The sequence below is a fragment of the Paenibacillus sp. MMO-177 genome (assembly GCF_037147795.1).
Classification (GTDB): Bacteria; Bacillota; Bacilli; order Paenibacillales; family Paenibacillaceae; genus Pristimantibacillus.
The window spans coordinates 1,054,259-1,073,722 of the sequence record NZ_JBBCUR010000002.1; the positions used below are offsets into that span (position 1 = coordinate 1,054,259).

Annotated in this window: 18 protein-coding genes; 1 reads left to right on the forward strand and 17 read right to left on the reverse strand. The window is 51.9% G+C overall.

Going from position 1 to position 19,464, the window contains the following annotated elements; translation table 11 throughout:
* Window positions 1–14: 14 nt before the first annotated feature.
* The 7 genes from WFK81_RS10430 to spoIIGA form a co-directional block, all read right to left on the reverse strand.
* Window positions 15–479 carry a cell division protein SepF gene (locus WFK81_RS10430; protein WP_336786324.1) on the reverse strand — a complete coding sequence of 155 codons (465 nt, stop codon included), beginning with the start codon at window positions 477–479 and terminating at the stop codon, window positions 15–17.
* 2 nt (window positions 480–481) lie between these two features.
* Complete coding sequence (locus tag WFK81_RS10435) at window positions 482–1,210, reverse strand: YggS family pyridoxal phosphate-dependent enzyme (protein ID WP_336786325.1); 729 nt, start codon at window positions 1,208–1,210, stop codon at window positions 482–484.
* 4 nt (window positions 1,211–1,214) lie between these two features.
* Window positions 1,215–2,069 (reverse strand): peptidoglycan editing factor PgeF, encoded by an 855-nt coding sequence (pgeF, locus tag WFK81_RS10440; protein ID WP_336786326.1) that lies wholly within the window; start codon window positions 2,067–2,069, stop codon window positions 1,215–1,217.
* Between the two features lie 33 nt (window positions 2,070–2,102).
* A complete protein-coding gene (locus tag WFK81_RS10445; RefSeq protein ID WP_127497737.1) occupies window positions 2,103–2,381 on the reverse strand; it encodes a PRC-barrel domain-containing protein in 279 nt (92 codons plus the stop codon).
* Between the two features lie 184 nt (window positions 2,382–2,565).
* Complete coding sequence (sigG, locus tag WFK81_RS10450) at window positions 2,566–3,348, reverse strand: RNA polymerase sporulation sigma factor SigG (protein WP_015845451.1); 783 nt, start codon at window positions 3,346–3,348, stop codon at window positions 2,566–2,568.
* 105 nt (window positions 3,349–3,453) lie between these two features.
* Window positions 3,454–4,176, reverse strand: coding sequence for an RNA polymerase sporulation sigma factor SigE (sigE, locus tag WFK81_RS10455; protein ID WP_015845452.1), 723 nt, complete (start codon window positions 4,174–4,176; stop codon window positions 3,454–3,456).
* Window positions 4,177–4,226: 50 nt separating this feature from the next.
* On the reverse strand, window positions 4,227–5,150 hold the full coding sequence (spoIIGA, locus tag WFK81_RS10460; RefSeq protein ID WP_336786327.1) for a sigma-E processing peptidase SpoIIGA: 924 nt from the start codon (window positions 5,148–5,150) through the stop codon (window positions 4,227–4,229).
* Window positions 5,151–5,452: 302 nt separating this feature from the next.
* On the opposite strand from spoIIGA, the gene WFK81_RS10465 reads away from it, so the two are divergent.
* Window positions 5,453–6,118: a DUF559 domain-containing protein gene (locus WFK81_RS10465; RefSeq protein ID WP_336786328.1), complete on the forward strand. Its 666-nt coding sequence runs from the start codon at window positions 5,453–5,455 to the stop codon at window positions 6,116–6,118.
* An 822-nt stretch (window positions 6,119–6,940) separates the two neighbouring features.
* On the opposite strand, the gene ftsZ is transcribed toward WFK81_RS10465, so the two are convergent.
* From ftsZ to WFK81_RS10515, 10 genes are all read right to left on the reverse strand, one after another.
* Window positions 6,941–8,074 carry a cell division protein FtsZ gene (ftsZ, locus tag WFK81_RS10470; protein WP_336786329.1) on the reverse strand — a complete coding sequence of 378 codons (1,134 nt, stop codon included), beginning with the start codon at window positions 8,072–8,074 and terminating at the stop codon, window positions 6,941–6,943.
* A gap of 17 nt (window positions 8,075–8,091) precedes the next feature.
* Window positions 8,092–9,339 carry a cell division protein FtsA gene (gene ftsA / locus WFK81_RS10475; RefSeq protein WP_336786330.1) on the reverse strand — a complete coding sequence of 416 codons (1,248 nt, stop codon included), beginning with the start codon at window positions 9,337–9,339 and terminating at the stop codon, window positions 8,092–8,094.
* Window positions 9,340–9,567: 228 nt separating this feature from the next.
* A complete protein-coding gene (locus tag WFK81_RS10480; protein ID WP_336786331.1) occupies window positions 9,568–10,338 on the reverse strand; it encodes a cell division protein FtsQ/DivIB in 771 nt (256 codons plus the stop codon).
* Between the two features lie 90 nt (window positions 10,339–10,428).
* On the reverse strand, window positions 10,429–11,697 hold the full coding sequence (gene murA / locus WFK81_RS10485) for a UDP-N-acetylglucosamine 1-carboxyvinyltransferase (protein WP_336786332.1): 1,269 nt from the start codon (window positions 11,695–11,697) through the stop codon (window positions 10,429–10,431).
* A gap of 15 nt (window positions 11,698–11,712) precedes the next feature.
* Window positions 11,713–12,618 (reverse strand): UDP-N-acetylmuramate dehydrogenase, encoded by a 906-nt coding sequence (gene murB, locus WFK81_RS10490; protein ID WP_336786333.1) that lies wholly within the window; start codon window positions 12,616–12,618, stop codon window positions 11,713–11,715.
* A 259-nt stretch (window positions 12,619–12,877) separates the two neighbouring features.
* Window positions 12,878–13,975, reverse strand: coding sequence for a stage V sporulation protein E (gene spoVE, locus WFK81_RS10495; protein WP_336786334.1), 1,098 nt, complete (start codon window positions 13,973–13,975; stop codon window positions 12,878–12,880).
* A gap of 47 nt (window positions 13,976–14,022) precedes the next feature.
* Entirely contained in the window at window positions 14,023–15,444 is a 1,422-nt protein-coding gene (gene murD / locus WFK81_RS10500) for a UDP-N-acetylmuramoyl-L-alanine--D-glutamate ligase (protein ID WP_336786335.1), read from the reverse strand.
* Window positions 15,445–15,570: 126 nt separating this feature from the next.
* The gene (gene mraY / locus WFK81_RS10505; protein WP_336786336.1) at window positions 15,571–16,527 is read right to left on the reverse strand and encodes a phospho-N-acetylmuramoyl-pentapeptide-transferase; all 957 of its coding nucleotides are present in this window, start codon (window positions 16,525–16,527) and stop codon (window positions 15,571–15,573) included.
* Window positions 16,528–16,535: 8 nt separating this feature from the next.
* On the reverse strand, window positions 16,536–17,948 hold the full coding sequence (locus WFK81_RS10510) for a UDP-N-acetylmuramoyl-tripeptide--D-alanyl-D-alanine ligase (protein ID WP_336786337.1): 1,413 nt from the start codon (window positions 17,946–17,948) through the stop codon (window positions 16,536–16,538).
* Window positions 17,945–19,432, reverse strand: coding sequence for a UDP-N-acetylmuramoyl-L-alanyl-D-glutamate--2,6-diaminopimelate ligase (locus WFK81_RS10515; protein ID WP_336786338.1), 1,488 nt, complete (start codon window positions 19,430–19,432; stop codon window positions 17,945–17,947). Before WFK81_RS10515 ends, WFK81_RS10510 begins: the two co-directional genes overlap by 4 nt.
* Between the last annotated feature and the right edge of the window lie 32 nt (window positions 19,433–19,464).

Below are 19,464 nucleotides of genomic sequence, written 5' to 3' on the forward strand. Positions count from 1 at the left end.
CACTCAACTCAAGGTCACCTCATCTTATTGTAATCAATATCCTCTGCCAGCATTTCGGTAATGGCGCCTTGAATTTCTACGGAATCCGGCGTGCACAGGAAGATGTTTGGCCCAAGCTTCGAAATGTGGCCGTTAAGCGCGTAGACTGTGCCGCTTAAGAAATCAACAATCCGCACAGCCAAGTCTGTCCGCACACGCTGCAGATTCACGATAACCGCCCGGCGCGAACGCAAATGGTCGGCAATATCCTGCGCTTCATCGTAAGAACGCGGCTCGCTCAGCACGACGCGTACGCTCTTTTGCGTATGAATGCTCACAATATTGTTATTGCCGCCTTTGGAGTTTCTACGTGCTTCGAACGGAGAAGTTTCAACTTCCGGTTCTTCCGGATGCTGCTGCTGCGTTACCGTTTCGCGCTCAACTACCTCTTCTTCCTCCTGAAGACCAAGAAAGTTCATAAATCGGTTCATGACACTCATCGTTATCCCTCTTTTCCTACTAGTATCGTTCCTAAGCGAATCCAGGTTGCGCCTTCCTCTATCGCTACTTCGAAATCTCCTGACATGCCCATGGACAATTCCGTCATCGATTCCGGGAGGATTGCACGCTCATTCATCTCATCTCTTAGCTTGCGCAAAGAGCGAAATATGGGCCTAGTCTCTTCTGCTTCCGTCTCATAAGGCGCCATCGTCATAAGCCCGATAATACGCAGCGATGATAATTCCTTGAGCTCTGTTAGAAATGCCGGCAGCTGTTCAGGGTCAAGACCATGCTTGGATTGTTCGCCCGATACGTTAACCTGAACAAAACAAGGAACGGTAAGACCAAGCTGGGAAGCCCGTTTGTCTATCGCCTGCGCCAAAGACAGACGATCCAGCGAATGAATGTATGTAAATTTGCCTATGACTTCTTTCACTTTGTTCGTCTGCAGCGAGCCAATGAAATGCCAGACAGCTTGTCCGGCTTCTTCACCCGTAGCGCTGCCGCTAATGGCTTCCCATTTTTCCTTGGCATCCTGCCAGCGGTTCTCGCCAAGATGCCGGAGACCAAGCTGATGAGCAGCCTGAGCCGTATCCAGCGACACATATTTCGTTACCGCAATTATATTTACTTCTTCGCGGCTGCGGCCGCTACGCTCGCAGGCCTCCGCGACCCGGCGCCCCACTTCTTCGATTCTTTCCCGCAATGCTTCTTTGATTGTAGTCGTCATTCGTTCACCTTTCCCGGATACCGATCCAGCTGGCCATACGGCCCGTTTTGCCGCCTTCCTTCCGGTGGGAGAAAAATTGATCCGTGCTGCATCCCGTGCACCACTCGGATAATTCGATATGAATCGGCAAAATTCCTGCTTCAAGCATAATATGTCGGTTAATTTGTTTTAAGTTTACCATAGCTTTACCGTTTTCCACCAATGTCATCATCAGTTCCTGACTCGAATGCAGCTTGTTTGCAAGCCTTTCTACAAGCGGCTCAAGCCTGTCAATGACAAAACCGTCCACCTCGTAGCAGCAGTCGCTGATTGACGGCCCGATCGCGCAAAGCAGCTCTTCGGGCTTCGTTCCGTATTGCCGTCCCATCGCTTCGATCGTCTTGGCGGCAATTTGTTGAACCGTCCCTTTCCAGCCTGCATGAGCTAAAGCTACTGCCTGATGCTGCGGATCGTAGAAATAAAGCGGTACGCAATCGGCATAAAAGGACGCCAGCAGCACGCCCGGGATGTTCGTCATCAGACCGTCCGTGTCGGCAATTGCCGAAGCGCGCGACAATCTGCCCATTCCCCTCTCGCTCTCGGTAACCGGGAATACCTCGCAGCCGTGTACTTGTTCCCCGCAGGTCCATGCTTCAAACGGCCATCCGATGGCTTCGGCGATAAGCTGACGGTTTCGCACAACGTCTTCATCCGAATCCCCCACATGCAGGCCAACATTCAACGAAGTCCATGGCTGCTCGCTTACACCGCCGCCCCTGCCTGTAAATCCGGCGGTGAGCCTGTCGTTTTGCTCCAGCCAAGTTGACAATAAAAAAAGCGAAGGTCCCTTCGCCGTAAGTACAGATTTAAACGATTCCATACGGTCACTCACCTCTGTAAGCAGTTTAACCTGTTATGTGCGCGCGTGCAAATCTTCGTCTTCCAGCTTCTTGCTTGAATCATCCAGCCGGACCAGCACAACATCCGCCCCGATCTTCACGATATTGCGCCAAGGGATAACAACCTCCGTGCCTCCATTGCCGAACACGCCCAGAAATCTTGTAAATTGGGGGATTACGATCGCATCGATACGTCCTTGACGGAGATCCAGCTCCAGGTCGCTGATTTGCCCAAGCTTTTTGCCGTCCACGATATTAATGACATCCTTCGTTTGGAAATCGGATATCTTCATATGCTCATCACCACTTTTCTTAAATATAAGAACGCCGGTGCAGTCGTTTACGCTTGACATTGACAGGGATAAACATCCTCACTTATCTATATGTACAAAACGCCCAAAATGTCCTGTTCCCGCAAAAAAACAAGTTAGGCTTGTCTTCTTGTGCACATAAAAAAACGGCGCCTTTCGGCGCCGTTCATGTTTTTACATGCTTTTGCATTTGTTGGATGGCCGACTTCTCGAGCCTGGATACCTGTGCCTGAGAAATGCCGATTTCGTCGGCTACTTCCATTTGCGTCTTTCCTTCAAAGAAACGCATGGATAAAATCATTTTTTCGCGGTCATTCAGCTTATGCATCGCTTCGCGAAGCGCAATCTCCTCGATCCACGATACATCCTTGTTCTTGTCGTCGCTGATCTGATCCATGACATAGATCGGGTCTCCGCCGTCATGATAGATCGGCTCGAAGAGCGAGACGGGATCCTGGATCGCGTCAAGCGCGAATACGACATCTTCTTTCGGTACGTTCAGCGCTTCGGAAATTTCAAAAATCGTTGGTTCACGCGAGTTTTGATTCGTCAGGCTGTCACGAACCTGCAGCGCTTTATAGGCAATATCCCTTAAGCTCCGCGATACGCGGATCGGATTATTGTCACGCAAGTAACGGCGAATTTCACCGATAATCATCGGCACGGCATAGGTGGAAAACTTGACGTTCTGGCTAAGGTCGAAATTATCGATCGCCTTCATAAGTCCAATGCAGCCGACCTGGAATAAGTCGTCCACAAATTCTCCCCTGTTATTAAACCGTTGAATCACACTTAGAACCAGCCTTAAATTGCCGTTAACTAATTTCTCTCTGGCTGCCCATTCGTTCTGGGTTTGTAGTGCGGTAAACAACTCCCGCATTTCGGCATTGGTCAGGACAGGCAGTTTCGCGGTATCCACTCCACAGATCTCGACTTTATTTCGGGTCAACGTGATTACCTCCCAAGGAGAAACATTAATGTACATTATCTCCCTGGACCCCTATTTTATTCTTCCGAAATAGGGGTATCTGTTGCCCCGAAAATGGGTATAACATTACACCATTTTGTTAAATTCTTTGCGGAGCCGCTTAATAATACGCTTCTCCAAGCGCGAAATATAAGACTGGGAAATGCCAAGAAGATCAGCTACGTCCTTCTGGGTTTTTTCCTCGCCGTCGGCAAGCCCGAAGCGAAGCTCCATAATGATCCGCTCGCGCTCCGACAGCTTATCAAGCGCTTTATGAAGCAGCTTGCGGTCAACCTGCTCCTCGATATTCCGGTAGATGGTATCGTTCTCCGTGCCAAGGACGTCCGACAGCAGCAGCTCGTTGCCATCCCAGTCGATATTAAGCGGCTCGTCAAAAGATACCTCTGTCCGCGTCTTGCTATTGCGGCGCAGATACATTAGAATTTCATTCTCTATGCAACGGGATGCGTAGGTGGCTAGCTTGATTTTTTTCTCCGGGTCAAACGTATTTACAGCCTTGATGAGACCGATAGCCCCGATAGACACCAGGTCTTCGATATGAATGCCGGTATTTTCGAACTTGCGGGCAATGTAGACGACAAGACGCAGGTTTCGCTCAATCAGCATCGCGCGGATCGCGGTATCACCGGAAGGCAGCTTATCCAGCAAGTATTCTTCTTCTTCGCGGGTAAGGGGCGGAGGTAGCGCCTCGCTGCCGCCGATATAATAGATTTCTTCGCTTTTTAATCCGAATAAAAACAAAACACGATAATAATATAACTGCAGGACTAATTTCCATTTGACGAGCATCCGGCCCATCCCTCCCCAAAATGATGTAAACGTTCGTCTTCTTAATCCAATCATTGGCTGTTCTGAACGAGTGACGGATGGATAATCGCTTGGTAAGTGCTGTCTGACGAAAGCTTGCCGCCGTCAATGCCGACAAGCACCTTCCGTGAGACGTACACTTGCCCTTCCCGCTCAATCTGAACAAAGTCCGGCTTTAGTGCCAGCATAAATTGCGATCCGCGATTGATTCCTCTGTAAGGTACAAGTCGCAGCCGATCCTGCCAGGCAAAAGATTCATCGCCAAGGCCCGCAACAAGCCGATCTACCTGCGCTTCGCGAATGCTTTTCAGCCATGCTTCCGGCAGGTCATCTTGCCATACGTTTGCTTCCACAACCATAACCGGCGTCCGCGTCAGCGGATCGTACAGCTGGTTGCCCGTGTCGATCAATCCGGTGCAGGTATGCTCCCGGTCGCCGATCTGAATTTTCACTTCGGCCAAATGGGTTCTCACCAGCTCCCTCTCGCGCCGCTGAACATAAACCGAGCGGTATATGTAAATGCCGATACTAAACGCAGCGAGCACATAAATAAATCCCATCTTCAGCTCGACCTGCATACCGCCATTTATAAAGGTGATCGTACGCCATACTTCGCCTGAACCCTGCATCAGCAAGTAATGAATACCGATTATCGCCCCGGCCGCAACAAAATTCACGGTGTAGAAAGCTGCGATGTTCCTGAAGAAGTTCTGGATCGAGAAGAAGCCAAACGCAACCCATAACATAAGGAAAGAGATCAGTATTTTTACCGCTAACGTAAAAAGAATCGATAAGGGCGGAAACAACATCAGAACAACGTAACAAGCACCAATGCCGGCTGCCGTCAGCACCCGCCAAGGACGGGCCCGGATATGACGCACCCAGGCAGTCGTCAGCAGAATACTGCCGTCAACTAGCAGCTCCCGCACAAACATGACATCGACATAAACAGTCACAGCTTCACCTTCCAGCGGGTTCGAACGACAGAACGTTTGCCCTCCCCTCTGGAGAGAACGATTGAACCTAGTATATAAAAATCCTATTTCAAAGTCTGTCTAAACATGACGGCATGACATAGCTTTTTTTGTCGAGGGTAAAATGCGAGTTATAGGCTAACGGGTTGTTGCCATACCGGGAATATGGTAATCTTTATCCATATAATGACTATGGCTGTGAAGCACACGCCGCGTCTTCAGGATCGATTTCGGTCCTGTGACGCGGCTTTTTTATTTCCATTTGAAGGGGAGCGTGACCGGATTTGTCGTATGAGGGAGATTTTAATAGTTGGTTTGACGAGCATCTTAAGAGACGCAGCGGCGAGAATAAAAGAAGACTGATGGAAGGATTGGGATATGAGAGCATGCTGTTTCTTGAGAAAGTGTGGTGGCCTGCTTTCACACAATTCGACCATCTTCATCCGGAGTACGAGCTGGTAGATTTTCGAGATGGAAGGAGGTATCTCGATTTTGCTTACCTTTGTGATCCCGTTCGCCTTGCTATTGAGATTGACGGATATAAAACGCATGCAGCCGGCGTGAGCAGATGGCAGTTCTCGGACCACCTTGTACGGCAGAATCACCTGGTGATCGACGGCTGGAACGTCCTTCGCTTCTCTTTTGATGATGTGAAGGACAAACCGCGGATGTGTATCCAAATGCTGCAGCAGTTCTTTGGCTCGCGTCTGGGACGCGGCGAAGCATCCGCGGTTAGTGCGGATGAGATATTGGAGGCTGAGGTGCTGAAGTATGCGCTGCAGCTAGGACGGCCTGTGAGGCCGATAGATGTGGAGAAATATCTGCAAATCGGAGAAAAGCATACTAAGTCTATTCTGCAGCGCATGCTAGCGAATGCAAAACTAGCTAAGCACGGCAGCGGTGAACAACGAGTTCGTTGTTACGTTCCTAACAAGAACAAGCTAATGTGACTGGCTGTTAACCACTAGAATAGTGCGAGGAGCTGGATTGGACAAGGTAAGCCTCCTATGGAGCTTACAGCGGGCATTCGCGGATATGGTGGGCTCGATTGGACTCTGTAAGCTTCCTTTGAAGCTTACAGCACGGCATATTGGTCACTTTCTTGTGCTGTTAGCCTCCTTTGGAGCTTACAGCGTGGCATTCGGGGCTATGGTGGACTCGATTGGACTCTGTAAGCTTCCTTTGAAGCTTACAGCACGGCATATTGGTCACTTTCTTGTGCTGTTAGCCTCCTTTGGAGCTTACAGCGGGGCTTACGGTGTTATGGTGGGCTCGATTAGACTCTGTAAGCTTCCTTTCAAGCTTACAGCACGGCATATTGGTCACTTTCTTGTGCTGTTAGCCTCCTTTGGAGCTTACAGCGGGCATTCGGGCTATGATGGGCTCGATTGGACTCTGTAAGCTTCCTTTCAAGCTTACAGCAGCCATGATGGTTACTTTCTCGTGCTGTTAGCCTCTTATGGAGCTTACAGCGGTCATTCGGGGGCTTTAGTGGGCTCGATTAGACTCTGTAGACTTCCTTCGAAGCTTACAGCACGGCATATTGGTCACTTTCTCGTGCTGTTAGCCTCCTTTGGAGCTTACAGCGGGCATTCGGGCTATGATGGGCTCGATTGGCTGCTGTAAGCTTCCTTCGAAGCTTACAGCAGCCATGGCGGTTACTTTCTCGTGCTGTTAGCCGCCTTTGGAGCTTACAATGTCCAGCCTGTGCGGTAACATCCTCACACGCAAACAAAAACGCCTGACCGGCTCACCGGTCAGGCGTACAAAGATTAGCGGTCGTTGCGGCGGTTGCGCAGGAACGCAGGGATTTCGAGCTGGTCGCTCGAAGTCGATGCGCCAAACGGCTTCACAGGGGAAGCCTGCTGCTGCGGAGACGACGCGGATTGCGTCGTCTGGCGCGCTTCCGGCTCGGCTTGCGGCTGCGCTACTCGGCGGGATGCCGCTGAAGGCCTGGTTTCGAAGCCGGTTGCAATAACCGTAACCTTGATTTCGTCTTTCAGGTCTTCGTCGATAATCGCACCAAAGATCATATTAACTTCCGGATCGGATGCCGAGATAACAATCTCTGCTGCTTCGTTGACTTCATACAGGGACAGGTTGCTGCCGCCTGTGATGTTCATGATAACGCCGCGGGCGCCATCGATGGACGTCTCGAGCAGCGGGCTCATGATCGCTTTTTTCGCCGCTTCCGCAGCACGGTTCTCGCCTGTAGCGATACCGATACCCATCAGCGCCGAGCCGCGCTCCGTCATAATCGTCTTCACGTCGGCAAAGTCAAGGTTGATCAGACCAGGTACCTGGATCAAGTCCGAGATACCTTGAACCGCTTGGCGAAGCACGTTGTCCGCCTCGCGGAACGCTTCCAGCATTGGGGTCTTCTTGTCCACAATCTCAAGCAAACGGTCATTCGGGATAACGATCAGCGTATCTACTTTTTCCTTCAACGCTTCGATGCCAAGCTCCGCTTGCGCGGCGCGTTTGCGGCCTTCGAAGGTGAACGGACGCGTTACTACGCCGACTGTCAGAGCGCCGCATTCGCGGGCAATCTCGGCAATAACCGGAGCTGCACCGGTACCCGTACCGCCGCCCATGCCGGCTGTAACGAATACCATATCCGAGCCTTTCAATTGCTGCATAACCAGCTCTCTCGACTCTTCTGCCGCTTTCTTGCCCACTTCCGGATTTGCGCCGGCGCCAAGACCGCGAGTCAGCTTATCGCCGATTTGCAGCTTATGCTCGGACTTTGCCAGATGCAAAGCTTGCGCATCCGTATTAACAGTTATGAAATCGACGCCTTTAACGCCGTTTTCGATCATTCGATTAACCGCGTTGCTGCCGCCGCCGCCAACACCAATTACTTTTATTTGAGCGAGTTGCTCCAGATCCAAATCGAATTCCAACATCTTCCATTTTCCCCCGATCAAATAAATTCGCTAAACATATTTTTCAACCGTTCGAACATACCGGGTTTGGATGAAGCGGTGGTACCCGACTTGCGGCTTGCCGTTTTCTTCCCTGTACTTGCTGCTGCTCCCCGTACTCCCATATATTTCGACACGTATTGGATCATTCCTACCCCGCTGCTGTAAGCAGGGTCGCGCACGCCGATATAATCCGGCGATGCGATACGAACAGATGACTCCAGCTCCGCTTGCGCAAGTGCCAGTGTACCCGGCATCGTAACAGAACCTCCAGTCAGTACGTATCCGTTCACTTTATCCCCATAACCAAGCCTGCGCACCTCTTGACGGACAAGATGGAATATCTCCTGCATGCGCGGCTCGATAATGCTTGCCAGATCAACCTGGGAAAACTCTTTTTCTACATTGCTTCCCATGCGAGTCACTTTAAACCTCGCATCGTCAGCCGCATCGCTTACAAAAGCACAGCCATACTTCAGCTTGATCTTCTCGGCTTGCTCAGACTGCGTCCGGAGTCCGTAAGCAATATCGTTCGTTACGTACTCGCCGCCGATAGGCAAAGTCGAAATCGCAGCGAGGCTGCCCTGCTCGTAGATCGTAATGGTTGTAGAGCCTGCTCCGATATCCGTCAGCACGGTTCCGATGGTCTTCTCGTCTTTCGTCAGCGACATGACGCCTGAAGCAAGCGACATCAGGATTACACCAGAAATCCGAAGTCCGGCCTTTTCTACGCAGCGCATTAAATTATGTATAGCCGTCTTTGCCCCCGTTACAATGGTCGCCTCAACCTCTAGCCGTACGCCGATCATTCCACGAGGGTCGGATATTCCTTCCAAGCCGTCAACCAAAAACTGCTTAGGCACTAGATTAATAATTTCTCTTTCGGGAGGAAGCGCGACTACCTTGGCCGCTTGAATTACGCGTTCGATATCTTCCTCTCCTATTTCACGGTCCTCATTGGATACTGCAACTACGCCACGATTCGTCTGAAGTGCTATGTGATTCCCTTGAATCCCAACATAGACGTCTGATATTTGAATGCCAACCATTCTTTCCGCATGCTCAATCGCACTGCGAATCGACTGCACGGTTTGGTCAATATCTACAATAGCTCCCTTGCGAATACCCTCTGAGTCGGCAGATCCAACTCCAATAATATTAATGGTTCCGTTGTTCACTTCACCAATAATAGCACGAACTTTGGATGTACCGATGTCCAAACTGACGATGATGTCGTTACTGCTCAACCCGCGGCACCTCCCGTTTCAACTGATAAAATACACACAAGAATAGGGTTATAAACATTCGTCCTTCTACATATTCAACGCCTTTGATATATTCCCTCTTTTTTCAACAAAATTTTCATTTCCCTAATGTCGCGGTTCTGAGCTCTTATGTTATGAATCCTTATGAATGCTTGTTAGTCCTATGAAAATACTTTAAATCCGTGAATAAAATTCTACCATTGTTTCTATCTATTGAGTAGTCTCTTTTTGATCAGATTCCATATTTTCTGAAGCATTACTATTAAACGGAACATAAGTGTCCGCGAGCAGCATCGTAATCTTTCCCGGCTCCTGCGTCTCGATAACCGCATTTAGCGCTTCGATCTTCTCCGGCAGCAAGGATACCGCCGTGACGACCTCAAACTTGGTCCTGGTATAGATCTTAATCCGATCCGGATAAGCCTTAGAAGGATCAGGAATAATCTCCGACAAGTCGGACAGCTGCTTTTCCGAGATTTTGCCGAGCTGCTTCGTCAATTCCGCCCGGTTGGGATCATCGGGCTTCCATCCGGAGAGAACGGGCTTGTCCATCAGAAATTCGTCGCTTAATGCCGAAACGTTGGTTCCATTCGACATAATTGCGGTCATTTCGCCGCTTGCTGACAGTTCGAACGCGACAACGGGAAACTCTTTTACCGTAATTTTGACATTACCGGGGAAGGACTTGGAAACGCTCGCCTCCTCGATCGGCTTCAAGGCTTTGACGATATGCTTCTCCGACTTGGTTTCAGATACGCCAAAATAAGCGTCCCCTGCAGTAATGCCTGCCGCCGCTTGAATATCGCTTTTGGAAGTATATTGCGCGCCTTCTATTGTTATCGTCGTAATCTTGCTAATTGATGAGTTGAAAAATAATACAGATAAGAGAATAACAAACAACAAAAAAAGAACGGCCAGCAGTTTGCGGCTGCCCTTTCTCTTTCGCTCGGGCTCTTTTAATACAGGCACTAGCTCGCTCATAACTTGTCCCTTCCTTCTAAAAAAACATCCGGACCTCCTTGGTGGCAGGGCCGGTCGTTTCTAGCCAGCTGCGATTCGAGTCATCCCCGGTTAATTCTTCGGCACGGGAGAATAACGCGAAATGCGCGCGCCGAGTCGGCTTAACATCGTTTCAATGCAATCATAACCTCGGTCAATATGATGGATTTGCTCCACAATCGTCTTGCCTTGCGCGGCCAAGCCGGCAATGACAAGCGCCGCGCCCGCCCTCAGGTCGGTAGCTTCCACCGTTGCGCCGTACAGACGCGGTACGCCTCGGATAAATGCCGAGTTGAGATCGACGCGGATATCGGCGCCCATGCGGGATAATTCATCCACATGCTTCAGACGTCCCTCGAAGATCGTTTCTTTCAATATGCTGACTCCGTCCGCCAGCGCAAGCAGTACCATCACCTGCGACTGAAGATCGGTCGGGAAGGCAGGATACGGGGCCGTGACGACCCTTTCCACTGCTCTTGGCCGCCCCGGGCAGCCCACTTTGATTATATCACCGTCAACCGCGATTTGAACACCTGCCCGGCGGAGCACATGGATAAGCGAAGATAAATGCGCCGGATTCGTATTTAATAACGTGACCTGCCCTCGGGTTGCGGCTGCGGCCACCATGATGGTGCCGGCAACAATGCGGTCCGGAATGACTGTATACGTGCAAGGCGTTAGCGACTGTACCCCTTCGATCGTAATCGTATCCGTTCCGGCACCCATGATTTTTGCGCCCATCGCGTTCAGAAACTTCTGTAAATCCTGAATCTCCGGCTCGCGCGCTGCGTTACTGATCGTTGTCCGACCTTCGGCAAGCACGGCTGCCATCATAATGTTCTCCGTTGCCCCGACGCTTGGGAAGGCCAGATGGATATCAGCCCCGTACAGCTTATCTGCACGGCAGATGATCCGGTTGCCGATCTCCTCAATTTCTGCGCCGAGAGCTTGAAGACCTTCCAAATGCAAATCGATTTTTCTCTCGCCGATTGCGCAGCCGCCAGGCTGATACACCTGCGTTTCTCCAAATCTAGCTAATAACGGCCCCATCAAAAAGATAGACGAGCGCATCTGTCCCATTAACGATTCCGGCACATGCGAGGTGTGAGCAGTTTCCGTATTCAGAATAACTGTATCCCCCACATGCTCAGCGCGGCATCCTAGTTCGCGCAAAATGTTAAGCATTACGTCGATATCAAGCAGCCTAGGCACATGTTCAATGGTTGACGTGCCTTCCGCAAGCATACAGGCTGCCAATATTGGCAAAGCGGCATTTTTCGCTCCTTGGATAACAATGGATCCTGAGAGAGGTTTCCCGCCTTCAATCACCAATTTGTCCAATGTATCACCTCCGAATTACCGCTCACCCACCACCAATACTTCCGGTACCAGTTGAACGCCGTAGCGGTCTGCAATCGTACCCTGGATGTGAGTCATGAGGGTGAGAACATCTTCAGCTGTCGCTTGCCCTCTGTTTACTATGAAATTGGCGTGAAGCTCCGAAACTTCAGCTCCTCCGAATCGAACGCCCTTTAAGCCCGCCTCCTGAATGAGCCTAGCGGCAAAATCATTGGGCGGATTGCGGAACACGCTGCCTGCGCATGCGAGCTGCAGCGGCTGCGTGCGTAACCGCCGTTCTTGATAAGCAGCGAGTGTTGCCGAAATTTCATTGCGGTCTCCTTCCGCAAGCTCGAACGTAGCTTCTACGACAACGCCCTTCTTTTCGTGAAGGATAGAGTGGCGGTAAGAGAATTGCATCGCCTCTCGGTCGAATCGAACCAATTCACCTGTCTCCAGCACAATCTCAGCTGATCTAAAAATACGTGACACATCGGAACCATGCGCGCCTGCGTTCATATAGACAGCTCCGCCTACCGTCCCCGGAATTCCCCCCGCGAATTCGAGACCGGTAAGCCCTTCCCTGCCTGACATTCTTGATAACTTTACGAACGAGAACGATGCGCCCGCATGAACGAGCGTTCCTTCAAAGCGCGCATAATCCAGCCCTTCGCGCGTTTTGATCACAACGCCGCGGATTCCTTTGTCGCTCACCAGCATATTGGAGCCGCGTCCGAGATTCGTCCACGGTACGCCATGCTTATGAAGCAGGCGGATGGCCGACACGAGCTGATCTTTGCCGTGTGGGATAAACAGAACGTCAGCGGGTCCGCCGATTTTCCAGGTCGTATGTTTAGCAAGCGGCTCATTGTACAGGATCTGACCGAGACCTGCTTGTTCCAATTCCGCAATATATGTTTCCATGTTGTCGAACCTCCTTATAGCTTCTTGTTGAGAGAATCAGGCTCCGCTTTCGGCTGCCAGCAACCGGTGCTAACCGCCTCAGCGTTTGTGACAAACGGCCCGAGCAGGGCGACGGTCACGATTTATAGAGTATCTTATGCCCTCTCCATTCCGAATGTGACAATCGCCTAGGCCGCCCGTAAACACAAAAATGGACGTCAGGCGGCCACCTCGAAAGGCGGCGCCATGCCGGCCATTTAAGCCAATATGTCTTCCTTCGTCATCTTGAATAACGGGATATATTGAGCAAAATGCCAAGAGCGGTAAGCAGCAGTGTCAATGACGATCCGCCGTAACTGATCAGCGGCAGCGTAATCCCGGTTACCGGCATTGCGCCGATAACGACACCTATATTGATTAGCACCTGAACGCCTATGATCCCCGTAATCCCTACCGCAAGCAGGCTGCCGAATGTGTCGGGAGCCGATATCGCGGTCCGGACCCCTCTCCAGACGAGGATCGTGAACAGGATAATAAGCGCGGATCCGCCTATAAAGCCAAGCTCCTCGGATATAATGGAAAATATAAAATCCGTCTGAGGCTCCGGCAAATAGCTGAATTTCTGGCGGCTCATGCCAAGCCCAAGCCCTACGAGGCCGCCTGGCCCTATCGCGTATAGGGATTGAATGATTTGATAGCCTGTACCAAGCGGGTCCGCCCAAGGATCGAGGAAGCCTGTAATCCTCTTCATCCTATAAGGTTCGGCAATAACCAGCGCTATAAGTCCAAGCAGCCCGCTTGATCCAAGCAAGGCCAGATGGCTGACTCTTGCGCCAGCCGCGAAAATGAGAATAAGCGCAGCTCCTACCATAACGGCGCCGGACCCCAAATCCGGCTGCAGCATAATGAGGCCAAAGGCTAGTCCAACCAGACCAAGGGGCGGAAGCAGGCCTTTCGTAAAATGGGTAATGGTCTGCTGCTTGTCTGACAGCCATTTGGCCAGGAACAGGATCATCGCCAGCTTCATAAACTCGGAAGGCTGTATGCCAAAGGAGCTGATGCCAAGCCAGCTTCGGGCACCGCCGCGCACGACGCCGATACCGGGGATAAGTACGATTATAAGCAGAACGAAGCAAATAAGCAGAGCCGCCTTCGCCCAATTTTTCCATATGAGATAATTCGCGTTCATCGTAAATAGTAACGCACCAACGCCAAGTACGGCAAATATAAGTTGGCGCTTCACGTAATAGAATTTATCGCCGAATTCATGGAAAGCGAGCACTGCGCTCGCGCTGTATACCATTACTAATCCAATCGTAAGGATAAGCGCAATCGATACGATCATCCAAACGTCCGGGGCGGACCTGGCTTTGGCCATAGCAAACACACCTCTTGTTTAGCGTAAAGTAGGGACAAGCCCCCTACTTACAAGGTATGCGCCGATTCTTTAAAAATGCGTCCTCGATCCTCAAAGGATGCAAACATATCCCAACTTGCGCAGGCGGGCGACAACAAAACAATGTCTCCGGGCTCCGCAAGTCCGGCTGCCTCCCGTACGGCCCTCCGCAAAGTGGACTCGGCGTCCTCCTCAGGTTCGACCATTCGGACATTCGTTAAACCTGCAAGCTCCGCCACCTTCGCCAGCTTCCCTCTTGTTTGGCCCAGCGTTACGAGTCCTTTCAGCCGGTCCCGGAATACCGGAAGAAGCTCCATATAGTCGGAGCCGCGGTCAAGACCGCCGGCAATAAGAATAATAGGCGCGCTCAAGGATCCGACAGACATGGTGGTTGCCGTTGGATTTGTCGCCTTGGAATCGTTGTAATATTTGACGCCGCTCACTTCTCCCGCGTATTCAAGACGGTGCTCTACGCCCCTGAACCCTTTCAAGACAGGCAACATCGCTTCGGGCGCAACTCCCGCTGCGAGGCAGGCCGCAATAGCCGCCAGCGCGTTTGCGGTGTTGTGGCGGCCCGGAATGCCCAGCTCCGAAACCGGCAAAATCGTCTGTTCGGTACCGTCTTCCTTGCGCCATACGATCATATGGTCCGCATCGGAATCCTTGCCGCGCTCAAACGGCGGTTCGATGCCAAGCCCTTTGTCCAGCCGCACATAAAGCGAGAACGGCAGAACTTTTGCGGCAAGCCGGTCGGCAATCGCCCGGCAGGTCGCATCATCCCAGTTCAGAACGGCAATATCGTCCGCCGTCTGATTGGCGAATAGCTTCGCCTTCGAAGCGACGTAATCCTCCATTCCGCCATGATAGTCCAAATGCGTCTCCACAACATTAAGCAACAGGGCTACACGCGGACGGAACGCGGAAGTTCCTTTTAGCTGGAAGCTGCTCAGCTCCGCCACAATCCAATTGTCTTTTGTCGCTTCGGCTGCCGCTTCGCAGAGCGGTATGCCGATATTGCCCGCCACGATGGGATTGAAGCCCGCACCGCCAAGCAGCTCGCCGATCCAGGTCGTTGTTGTTGTTTTACCGTTTGAGCCGGTAATACCGATAATCGGAGCCGCCGACAGCCAATAAGCGACCTCGACCTCCGTCACAATCTCCACGCCATGCGTCTCTGCCTGCTGAACGGGACTTGCCGTGTACGGGATGCCCGGGTTTTTCACCAGCAACGCCGTTTCGCTTGTAACAAGATCGTCCGGATGATAACCGCATAGCACAGAAATGCCCAAAGCAGTTAATTCATCCGCTTCGGGGCATAGTTCTCGTTCTTTTTTATCGTTTACAATTACTTCCGCTCCAAGAGCATGGAACACTTTTGCTACGCTCACGCCGCTTCTGGCAAGTCCTAATACAACGACGCGGCGGCCCCGATAAGTCGCCGGATGGTTCATAAGTACAACTCCTTTGTATAAGAAGCGGAGCTAGCCGCTTAGTAGTCTTCGTTATGTATAGTCTGGCCTCTTACCAGACTTCCATGGAAGCCGGCAAGAGATCCGCCATACTATTGTCATTATACCTTATAGGGCAAGAAGAAGTCCGACTACGGCAAGCAGCAGGCCTACCGACCAGAACGTCGTTACGACGCGCCATTCGGACCACCCGCTCAATTCGAAGTGATGGTGAATGGGACTCATCTTGAAAATCCGCTTGCCGCGGAGCTTAAACGATCCAACCTGCAGAATAACCGAAAGCATTTCCAGTACAAACACGCCGCCTACAATGACGAGCATAAGCTCCATCTTGGTCAATATCGCGACGGCCGCGATGCCGCCCCCAATACCAAGCGAGCCGGTATCTCCCATAAATACTTTTGCCGGATGGGCGTTGAAGATCAGGAAACCAAGCACCGCGCCAACCATTGCCGCGGAGAAAATAGCCGATTCATGCTCGGATACTTGAAGCGCTAGAATGGTAAAGGCGCCAAAGGCAATTGCGCTGGTACCCGACAAAAGGCCGTCCAGGCCATCCGTAAAGTTTACCGCGTTGCTCGCCCCGAACAGGATGATCACGACAAACGGATAATAGAACCAGCCAAGATCAAAGCCCCAGGAAGTACCCGGTACCGTGATCATCGTGCTGTGATTCATATTGTACAGCTCCGCGCATACGATGATGGAGAACAACAGCTGACCGAACAGCTTCTGGCGCGCCGTGAGGCCAAGCGAACGTTTAAATACGATTTTAATATAATCATCAAGAAATCCAACAAGTCCAAAACCTAATGAAGCCGTAAACAGCACCCAAAAATCAGGGGTCTTATCCGAAAATTTCAAAAAGGCGATTAGCAGCGCAAGCATAATGATAATGCCGCCCATTGTTGGGGTGCCGCTTTTCTTCAAGTGGCTTTGCGGACCGTCGGTCCGGATTTGCTGTCCAAACTTCATGCGCCGGAGAAGCGGAATGAACAATGGTCCAAGCAGAACCGCTATTAAGAATGATGCACCTAATGAAAATAAGATGACCATCGTGTCCATTATCTATCTCACCCCGCTTCCAAAGTTTGGACAATCTGTTCCATGCGCACGCCGCGCGAGCCTTTGACCAGGACAAGATCCTGCGGCTCTACATGCTCTTTCAACCATTCTCCAAGCTTCCCTTTATCATCAAAATGTACAATCGCCGTTCCCTTAGCTTCCGCCGGGAATTGCGACAAAGCTCCTGCTGACGTATGCTCCGACAAGGGTCCAAACGTAATGACCGCATCAGCCTTGTCCGGCGTAATATAAGCTCCCGTCTCGAAATGAAGCGATTCTTCCTCCGGACCAAGCTCCCGCATATCGCCAAGAACAATCCATTTGCGCCGGAATCCGGTCAACTGGCCGACAAGATCGATTGCTGCGCGCACGGCGGTCGGATTGGCGTTATACGCGTCATTGAGAATCATCGCGCCGTTATAGGCCTTCACCGGCTGTATCCTCATGCCCGTCAGTTCAAGACCAATCAGCCCACCCCGGATATTTTCCTCCGAAATGCCGAACCGTCGTCCAATCGCAATGGCCGCAAGCGCGTTGCTGACGTTATGCTGGCCGGGAACCGGAATGGTGTATGGCGAGGACGACGTATCCAGCCCTTTACGCTTAACGGCAAAGGTTGAGGATACAGCCCCTACCTCGATATCGGCTGCCGACCAATCGTTCGTTTCTCCAAGGCCGAAAGTCTGAAGCTGCGTGCCTTCCGGCAAGCTCATTCTCGCAAGCTCTGCCGCCAGCAGAGGCTCATCGCCGTTATAAAGAAGAATGCCGCCCGAATGAAGCCCTTGCGCAATCTCCAGCTTTGCCTTGGCAATCCCTTCGCGGGAGCCGAGCTGAAGCAGATGCGCATCGCCGATATTCGTAATAACCGCAATGTCTGGACGGGCAATATTCGTAAGCAGCTCAATCTCCCCAAAGCCGCTCATGCCCATCTCGAGGACCGCCGCATCCGTTTCCTCATCAAGCTGAAGGACGGTGAGAGGCAGGCCGATATGATTATTCAGATTGCCAGCGGTCTTGTGAACTTTATAAGCTGTTCCAAGAACGGCGGCAACCATGTCTTTGGTTGTTGTTTTGCCGTTGCTGCCGGTAATGCCGATGACGCGGACATACAGCTCTTCCCGGTAGGAAGTTGCCAGCTGCTGCAGCGCCTTCAGCGTGTCTCTCACAAACAGCAGAGGTGCGCCCGCCAGTTCCTCCGGCACTTCGCGCTTCGTTTCCCACAACGAAGCGGCCGCTCCCTGCTCAAGCGCTTGAGCGACATAGTTGTGACCGTCAAAGTTTTCTCCGACAAGCGGAACGAACAGCTGACCCGGCTGAATGCTGCGCGTGTCCGTGCTGACGCCGGCAATCCGGACGGGCTCGCCTTTATAAGCTCTTGCGCCGCACATGTCGGCGACTTGCTCCAATGTACGATTGATCAATGTAATAATCCCCTTATCGCTTCTTTCGCCACTAAACGGTCGTCAAAAGGATGCGTAACGCTTCCTATAATTTGATACGTTTCATGACCTTTCCCCGCAATCAATACTACATCTCCCGGGCTTGCCATTTCAACCGCTTTTTCAATCGCGGCACGGCGGTCAACCATCAGTTCGTAACGGTCGGAGGTTACTCCGTCCTCGAGGAGGCCGGCTTCAATATCCTTCAGAATAAGGTCCGGATCCTCCGTTCTCGGGTTATCGGAGGTGACAAGCACGTAATCCGCGTAACGGGCGGCAATCGAGCCCATAATCGGACGTTTCGTCCGGTCGCGGTCGCCGCCGCAGCCAAATACGCAGATGATCCGGGGCGGAGCCAGCTCCTTCACCGCGAGAAGCACATTCTCCAGACCGTCAGGCGTATGCGCATAGTCCACAACAACGGCGAACTCCTGCCCTGCCTGCACGGATTCGACACGGCCCGGCACGCCGGGAACCGCTTCAAGACTTGCCTTGATCCGCTCAAGCGCAACGCCTTCAATGAGAGCTGCCGAGAGGGCTGCCAGCGCATTATAGACGTTAAACTTGCCGACCATCTGCAGAGCAATATCCGTCTCGCCGCGGAACGTGCTTACGCGGAACGTTGTACCCTGCGCGGAAATCCGGATATTCGAAGCCCGGACATCAGCATGGTTGTCAATGCCGTAAGTAATGACCTCGGCTGCAGTCAGCTTGGCGAATTGCTCGGATACGGGATCATCCGCATTCAGAACCGCATAAGCGCGATCTTCGGCATTTGCCGCGTATTCATTGCCGAGACGGGAGAAGAACAGCCCTTTTGCCGCCGCATACTTCTCCATCGTTCCGTGGTAGTCCAGATGATCCTGGGTCAGGTTCGTAAAGACCGCCGTACGGAACCGGCAGCCCTTCACGCGTCCCTGCTCCAGAGCATGCGAGGAGACTTCAATCGCGCAATACGCCGTACCCTCCTTACGCATGTCAGACAAATATTGCTGCAGCTGAAGCGCTTCTGGCGTAGTGCCCGACATCGGGAACGATTTTCCCGCATATCGCATTTCTACCGTGCCGATTACACCGGAGCTTCTGTCGTTATCGTTTAAAATCCGTTCGATCAAATAAGTCGTAGTCGTCTTGCCATTCGTCCCCGTTACCCCAATCAATTGAAGAGCCTTGCTGGGATGACCGTAGAAATGATCGGCCAATATTGCCATTGCCAGCCGGCTGTCCTTCACGATCAATTGAGGAGCTTCCAGCTCCAGCTCACGTTCGACGACGAATGCGACTGCGCCTCTGGCTGCCGCTTGAGGCGCGTAAGCATGACCGTCAACCGTATGACCCGGCAGACAGATGAATAACTGTCCCGGCTCTACTTTGCGGGAATCCGTCTCGATCCCCGCTATTTCCGTATCGCCTGCTCCTGTTAGCCTCGCCGTAATAAGCAGTTCTGCCAATTCGCTTAATCGCATGTTGTTTTCCTCCCGTATGCTGGTCGTTATCC